We start from the raw sequence: 6,758 nt of genomic DNA, 5'->3' as shown, positions 1-6,758 counted from the left end.
CGCTGACGCGGACCATCACGCCTGAAGCTGGTTCCGCGGGCGGGGAGACCCCGCCGTTCCACACGATCCCCTCCCGCGCCGACAGGAAAGTGTGCCAAAACTGCAGCAAATGCCGGAAACGGGGACGGCTTACCGCAGTTTCGGCACACTACTTGCGGCGCACAGGCTTTCTCCCGGCGCGTGCAGCGGCAGACAGCCCACGCCCCAGCTTTAGGCGATGGCCTCGGCAATTGGAGTGGTGCCGTCGAAGAAGTTGACCGTCTGGCGCACGGCCGCCCCAGCGCGCAGCACATGCACGATGACCTCCGCAACGTTCTCGCGCGAGGTGTGGGAAGCCTCCGGCCCGCCCTGAGACAGCGTGGCAGCGGCAGCCTCTGCATCAAGGACCATAATCTTGCCGCTGGCCGGCTCCGTGGTCAGCGCACCGGGGCCAAGGATCGTGTAGTCCAGCTCAGTGCCGCGCAGATAGTTGTCGGCATGATGCTTCGCCGTGGCGTAGGGGTAGAAGGAGCTCTGCGGATCCAGGGTGTGGATGTCGACCTCGCTGCGTGCATAGGAAACCATGACGTACCGGCTGACTCCGGCCTGAGCCGCAGCATCCATAGTCCGCACGGCGGCCTCGTGGTCCACCGCCTTTGTGCGCGCGGGATTGCCTCCTCCCGCCCCTGCGGAGAAGACCACAGCTTCGGCACCAGCGAACGCTGCGGCCAGCTCAGAGGTCTCGGCGCCCTCCACATCGAGGATGCGTGGCTGCGCCCCAGCGGCCTCAACATCAGCTTCGTGCTCCGGATTGCGGATCAGCGCCTCCACGGCATATCCGGCCGCAACGAGCTTCGGCGCAGTCAGCAGAGCAATCTTTCCGTGGCCTCCGACGATCACGACTGTGGGCTTCTGGGGCATTTCGTCCTCCTTCGGCGTGGACATGCAGACACCTCCCACAACGACGACGGCGCCCACATATTCCTTTCCACCGCACCTTTCGCTTGGCTTACCTCCAATTCTCCCACTTTTCGCAAGATAGGTATTGCGTAATCAGAGTTGCGCCGTCTAAGGTGGGACTCACTTGGGTGCGACAGGGGCCCGCCTGGTGCGGGCGGGCCCCGCTTCCCCAAGAGGAGCTCTTTCCTTTGTCATGGTTTGCCAGACGGTGACGGGTGCTCGAACAGAACTGCATACGCAGGCGGGCCGGAAGACGATGATCAGTGCATCGTCCTCCGGCCCGCTGTGCGTGCTCGGATGTGCCGCCCTGACGCGGCGGACCCTAGGAGGTGGATCCGGAGGGCGCGTCCTCCGCTTTGGTCGCCCGGAGCGTCATGCCCAGCAGCAGCACGCCCACGCTGAGGCCGGCCGCCATGCGGAATGCTGCGCGGAACCCTTCAACGGCCGCTTCCCCGGCGCTCAGCCCATTGGCCGCAGCGGAGGCAGCGCCCAGCCCCATGACGGCGACAAGGGCGGCGGTTCCGATAGCTCCGGCCAGCTGCTGCAACGTGTTCAGGACAGCTGAACCGTGGGAGTACAGCTCTTGGGGAAGCGGGTTCAGCGCGGTCGTGAATGCGGGGGTGAACAGCAGTGCCAGACCAGAGGAAAGGACCAGGTGCAACACAAGGATCATCCACGGCTCGGTATCCTCGCTCATCATCCCGAAGGACCCCATGGCCGCCATGAGAATCAGAGAGCCGGGGATGACCAGTGGCTTGGGGCCCACACGGTCGTAGAGCCGGCCCACAAAGGGGGCCAGCAGGGCCATCAGCAGGCCGCCGGGAAGCATGAGTAGACCCACCTGCAGCTCTTCCAGCCCGATGACGCGCAGCAGGAACATCGGCAGCATGATGAGGGCGCCGAAGAGCGTGACCATCATGAGCAGCATCATGATCAGCGCGCGGGTGTACATCGGGTACTTGAAGGCGCCCAGGTTCAGCAGTGCGGAGTCGGTGCGCTGCAGTCGCACTTGGAGCCAGGCGAAGGCAGCAAGGCAGAGGACGCCCACAATGAGCACGACGACGGCGACAGGGTCAACCCCTCCAGCGTCCTCAGCGTGCACGTCGGCCGTGCCGTGGCCGCCGCCGAGCTGGCTGATGCCGTAGACCACGCCGCCGAAGCCGGGCGCAGCCAGCAGCAGGGACGGGATGGACAGCCCCTTGCCCGCAGTGCCGGGATCGGTGTTCAGGCGGGGGCGGCCCAGCACCAGTGCAGCCACGGCGATGGGCAGGATCACAAAGAAGAGCCAGCGCCAGTCCGCCACGTGCAGCAGGAAGCCCGAAAGCGTGGGACCCACTGCTGGGGCCACCGAGATCACGATGGAGATGTTGCCCATCACCACGCCGCGGCGCCGAGCCGGCACCAGGGTCAGCACCGTGGTCATCAGCAGCGGCAGCATGATGGCGGTGCCGGCGGCCTGCACCACACGGCCTGCCAGCAGCACGCTGAAGATCGGGGCCAGCGCGGCCAGAGCGGTGCCGGCGATGAACAGCGACAGCGCCAGGGTAAAGACTGCGCGCAGGCTGAATCGCTGCATGAGGTAGCCGGTGGTAGGAATGATCACGGCCAGGGTCAGCATGAATGCGGTGGTCAGCCACTGCACAGTGGGCTCGCTGATCTCGAAGACTTCCATGAGCTCGGTCAGCGCCACATTCATAATGGTCTCGTTGAGGATCATCACGAAGGTCGCGACCAGCAGAGCGCCGATGGTGAGCTTATCGGCGGCGGGCATCTTCTGATCGGTCAGCGGAGACCTCTCGGGCAGGGCAGGGCCAGCGGCAGTTGAGGTGGTGTCCACGGAAGGAGATCTCCTGATATTCGAATGGAGCAGAACGCTCCAGAGCCCCCTCCCGGGTTCGAACCGAGGACCTACTGTTTACAAGACAGTTGCTCTACCAGCTGAGCTAAGGAGGCGAGGGACGACTCGCGCCGTCCCGACCTGACATCGTATCAGGCCTGCGTCCGTCCAGTCACCGCAGCGACTGGACGGACGGAATTCTGATCGGGACTACTCCGAGTCCTCTGCTGCGGGCTCCTCTTCGGCGTCGTCTCCCTCAGGAGTCTCGGCGTCGGCGTCTTCGCCCTCTGCATCGGCACCCTCGGCCTCGCCCTCGGCGCCTTCCTCAGCACCGCCGGCTTCGGACTCGTACTCGGCGATGGCCGCCTCGATCATCGGTGCAGCCTGCTCGATGAACTCATTGCCCGGGACCTGCTCATCGTTGACGAAGATGGTCGGAGTACCACCCACACCGTGCTCACCAGCCAAGGCATTGACGTAGCTCGCGAAAGCACGGTACTCGCCGTCGGAGAGGCAGTCTGAGATGTCCACACCGTAGTTCTGCGCGCGAGCGGCCAGCTCATCATTGGACAGCTCAGTGGTGTTCAGGCGCTCGGCGGTCACAGCACCCAGGTAAGACATGTAGTGCTCGGGACCGTGCTCCGCCATGCAGGCGAAGGCGTTGGCCGAGCGGGCGGAATAGGGCGGGCGCACAAAGGAGACGGAACGGTACTCCAGAGTGATCTGCCCGGCGTCGAGCCACTGGCTGAGCATCCCGTGATAGGCGGATTCGAAGGCCGCACAGCCGGGGCAGCCAGCATCGGTGTAGATGACCACGTGCGGGGGTTCACCCTCCTCACGGGGTCCCACGCCCGGAGGCAACCCGTCCTCACCCTGGGTAGCGGGCAGGTTCTCGGAATCGATCTCCCCGAGATTGTCGCCCTCTGCGATCTCCGTGGAGGAGGTCAGAACAAAGCCACCCTGCTCATTGGCCGCCGCGGGAGCCGGCCCCTGAGTGAAGCTGCCGCCGTCCCGGTCACGGGTCAGGACGAAGAACGCCAGACCGGCCACCAGGGCCACGGCGACGACGACCACGCCGAGCCGCAGCATCAGGGACTGCATCTTATGCTTGCGCTCCTGCTCCGCTTGCATGCGGCGGGCCTGCTCTCTGGCGCTTGCGCGGGCGGTTTCACTTCGTGCCATACTGCTCTCCGTGCGGTAGTGGGGCGGCGCTCGGGCCAATGAGCCCGCGCGGAGCGCCCTTCAAGGGGTGAAGAATTCAAGACAACTACATCAGGGTACCCGCAGGTCGGCCGCCGCGCGGACGCTCGTGACACCATGCGACCAACCCCACAGCGCGACTCCGTGGAACCTTCCAGCGAACTTCCAGAATCATTGCGCACAGTGTGGAGAGATCCCACCGCTGACATCGATGTCGAACCAGATCAGCGGTGCCCTCGATGCCATAAGCTGTGAACGACGACGATTGAATGGGGTGCACACTCGATGGCCGCCGATGCCGCAGAGACCGAGTACACACAGGGGTATGACTTTGTGGTGGTGGCCAACCGCCTGGCCGTCAACCGCATCACCCAGGAGGATGGCACCGAAGACTGGCAGCGCTCCCCCGGCGGACTCGTCACCGCACTGGCGCCCATCATGGCAGCGTCTGAAGGCGCGTGGGTCGGTTGGCACGGAGCACCTGATGAGACTCTGGAGCCCTTCGATCACGAGGGAATGCACCTGCATCCGGTGCCCCTGAGCGAGCAGGAAGTGGAGTTCTACTACGAGGGCTTCTCCAACGGCACCCTGTGGCCGCTCTACCACGATGTGATCGCCAGACCGTTGTTCCATCGCCGCTGGTGGGATGCCTACCGCCGGGTCAATCAGCGCTTCGCCGAAGCCGCCGCGCAGGTCGCGGCCCGCGGTGCCACCGTGTGGGTGCAGGATTACCAGCTGCAGCTGGTGCCCCAGATGCTACGAGATCTGCGTCCGGACGTGAAGATCGGGTTCTTCAACCACATCCCGTTCCCGCCCCCGGGGCTGTTCGCCCAGCTGCCGTGGCGGCACTCGGTGCTGCGCGGGCTGCTCGGCGCTGACCTGATCGGGTTCCAGCGGGACTCCGACGCCCGCAACTTCCAGCGTGCGGTGCGCCACCGGCTGGGCCACTACATCAAGGCCGACCAGATCTATGTGCCTTTACAGGAGGAGGACGACGCCGGCTCCCAGATCCCCGGGTTCAGCGCCGATCCGAGCCGCGGCACAGCTCCCCGTCAGCTCTCAGCTCCGGCTCCCGGAAGCCACCGGGTCGCCGAAGCCCGCGCGTTCCCCATCTCCATCGACACCGACACCATCGTGGATCTGGCCGGACGCGAGGACATCATCGCCCGCTCCAAGGAGATCCGCGAGGAGCTGGGCAATCCGGAGACCGTGTTCCTGGGTGTGGACCGCCTGGACTACACCAAAGGCATTCGGCACCGGATGAAGGCCTACGAGGAGCTCCTTCACGACGGCGACCTTGAAGTCGGTCAGGCCTGTCTGGTGCAGATCGCCAGCCCCTCCCGCGAGGGCGTGGAGTCCTATCAGCGGCTGCGCGATGAGATCGAGCTGACGGTGGGCCGCATCAACGGTGAATTCGACACCATGGGCCACACCGCGATCCGCTATCTGCACCATTCCTATCCCATTGAGGAGATGGTGGCCCTCTATCTGGCCGCAGACGTCATGCTCGTGACCGCTCTGCGCGACGGGATGAACCTCGTGGCCAAGGAATACGTGGCCGCACGCAAGGACGCCACCGGAGTGCTGGTGCTCTCCGAGTTCACCGGCGCCGCGGACCAGCTCCGTCAGGCTCTGCTGATCAATCCCCATGACATCGACGAGCTGAAGGCCGCGATGGTCAAGGCCGCCCAGATCGACCCTGACGATGCGAAGAAGCGCATGCGCAGCCTCCGCCGGCAGGTGGTCTCGCATAACGTCAAACGGTGGGCCCAGGACTTCCTGGACCGCCTGCACCACCTCTGATCACCTGCACCCCCACCCCTGCCCTCTTCAGTGACCGGATCCCCCACCGACTCAGGAGCGCCTACCGTGACGTCCCCCCACACCGCCCTGCCCTCCGACCTGGACAATGCCCTGCAGCGGTTCGCCGCTGAGCCCCAGGTTCTCGTCTGCCTGGACTTTGACGGCTGCGTCGCTGAACTCGTCGCCGACGCAGGCAGCGCGCGGCCCGTCCCGGCCAATGCCGAGGCGATCAACGCCCTGGCCCCCCTCGAGGGGATCACCCTGGCGTATATCTCAGGCCGGCCCCTGGAGACCCTGCGGGAGCTCTCCTCTCCCCCGGAGGGAACCCTTCTGGTGGGCTCTCACGGTGCGGAAAAGTACCTCGGCCCGGACTCGCCTGGTCTGCAGCTGAGCCCCAAGGAAGAGATGGCCCGGCGTTCGGTCATCGAAACCCTCGAGGGTGTCGCCGCCCAGCACGAGGGCGCCTGGGTCGAGCACAAGCCCGCCGGCGCCGCCATTCATGTGCGGCGCATCGAGGACCGCAGCCGCGGCGAGGAAGTCCTCAATGAGGCACGGGCCGCCCTGGCGGTGCTGGACGGGGCGCACATCAAAGAGGGCAAGCAAATCCTCGAATCCGTCGTCGTACTCTCCACCAAGGGTGAGGCCATCGAGGAGCTACGCGAGCTGCTGAGGCCGGCTGCGGTGCTCTTCGCCGGCGACGACGTCACGGATGAGCACGGATTCGCCGTGCTGCGTGAGGGCGACGTCGGCGTCAAGGTCGGCGACGGGGAGACCAAGGCGGCGTTCCGGATCCCGGAACCAGCGGCGCTGGCGAACGTTCTGAACCGGCTCGTCGAGCTGCGTGGTGCTGGTTCCGTGGGCGGGGAAACCCCGCCACGCTCTCGGTCCGCTAACGCGGACCATCACACCTGAAGCCAGTTCCGCGGGCGGGGAAACCCCGCCACGCTCTCGGTCCGCTAACGCGGACCATCACACCTGA

Annotated in this window: 5 protein-coding genes and 1 tRNA gene; 2 read left to right on the top strand and 4 right to left on the bottom strand. The window is 65.7% G+C overall.

Annotated features, from left to right (window positions below):
• Positions 1 to 210: 210 nt before the first annotated feature.
• From RH857_RS10810 to RH857_RS10795, 4 genes are all read right to left on the bottom strand, one after another.
• The gene (locus tag RH857_RS10810; RefSeq protein WP_310537983.1) at positions 211 to 924 is read right to left on the bottom strand and encodes an SDR family oxidoreductase; all 714 of its coding nucleotides are present in this window, start codon (positions 922 to 924) and stop codon (positions 211 to 213) included.
• Positions 925 to 1,261: 337 nt separating this feature from the next.
• Positions 1,262 to 2,776, bottom strand: coding sequence for an MDR family MFS transporter (locus tag RH857_RS10805; protein ID WP_310537982.1), 1,515 nt, complete (start codon positions 2,774 to 2,776; stop codon positions 1,262 to 1,264).
• Between the two features lie 43 nt (positions 2,777 to 2,819).
• Positions 2,820 to 2,892, bottom strand: a tRNA-Thr gene (locus RH857_RS10800).
• 94 nt (positions 2,893 to 2,986) lie between these two features.
• Positions 2,987 to 3,958, bottom strand: coding sequence for a DsbA family protein (locus RH857_RS10795; RefSeq protein ID WP_310537981.1), 972 nt, complete (start codon positions 3,956 to 3,958; stop codon positions 2,987 to 2,989).
• A 303-nt stretch (positions 3,959 to 4,261) separates the two neighbouring features.
• Between RH857_RS10795 and RH857_RS10790 the strand changes: the two genes are divergently transcribed.
• Both RH857_RS10790 and otsB read left to right on the top strand, forming a co-directional pair.
• Positions 4,262 to 5,779 carry an alpha,alpha-trehalose-phosphate synthase (UDP-forming) gene (locus tag RH857_RS10790; protein WP_310537980.1) on the top strand — a complete coding sequence of 506 codons (1,518 nt, stop codon included), beginning with the start codon at positions 4,262 to 4,264 and terminating at the stop codon, positions 5,777 to 5,779.
• A gap of 66 nt (positions 5,780 to 5,845) precedes the next feature.
• Positions 5,846 to 6,691: a trehalose-phosphatase gene (gene otsB, locus RH857_RS10785; protein ID WP_310537979.1), complete on the top strand. Its 846-nt coding sequence runs from the start codon at positions 5,846 to 5,848 to the stop codon at positions 6,689 to 6,691.
• Positions 6,692 to 6,758 lie beyond the last annotated feature (67 nt).

Source organism: Nesterenkonia flava, from assembly GCF_031432335.1.
Lineage (GTDB): Bacteria > Actinomycetota > Actinomycetes > Actinomycetales > Micrococcaceae > Nesterenkonia > Nesterenkonia flava.
This window is presented reverse-complemented; position numbering and strand designations above follow the sequence as displayed.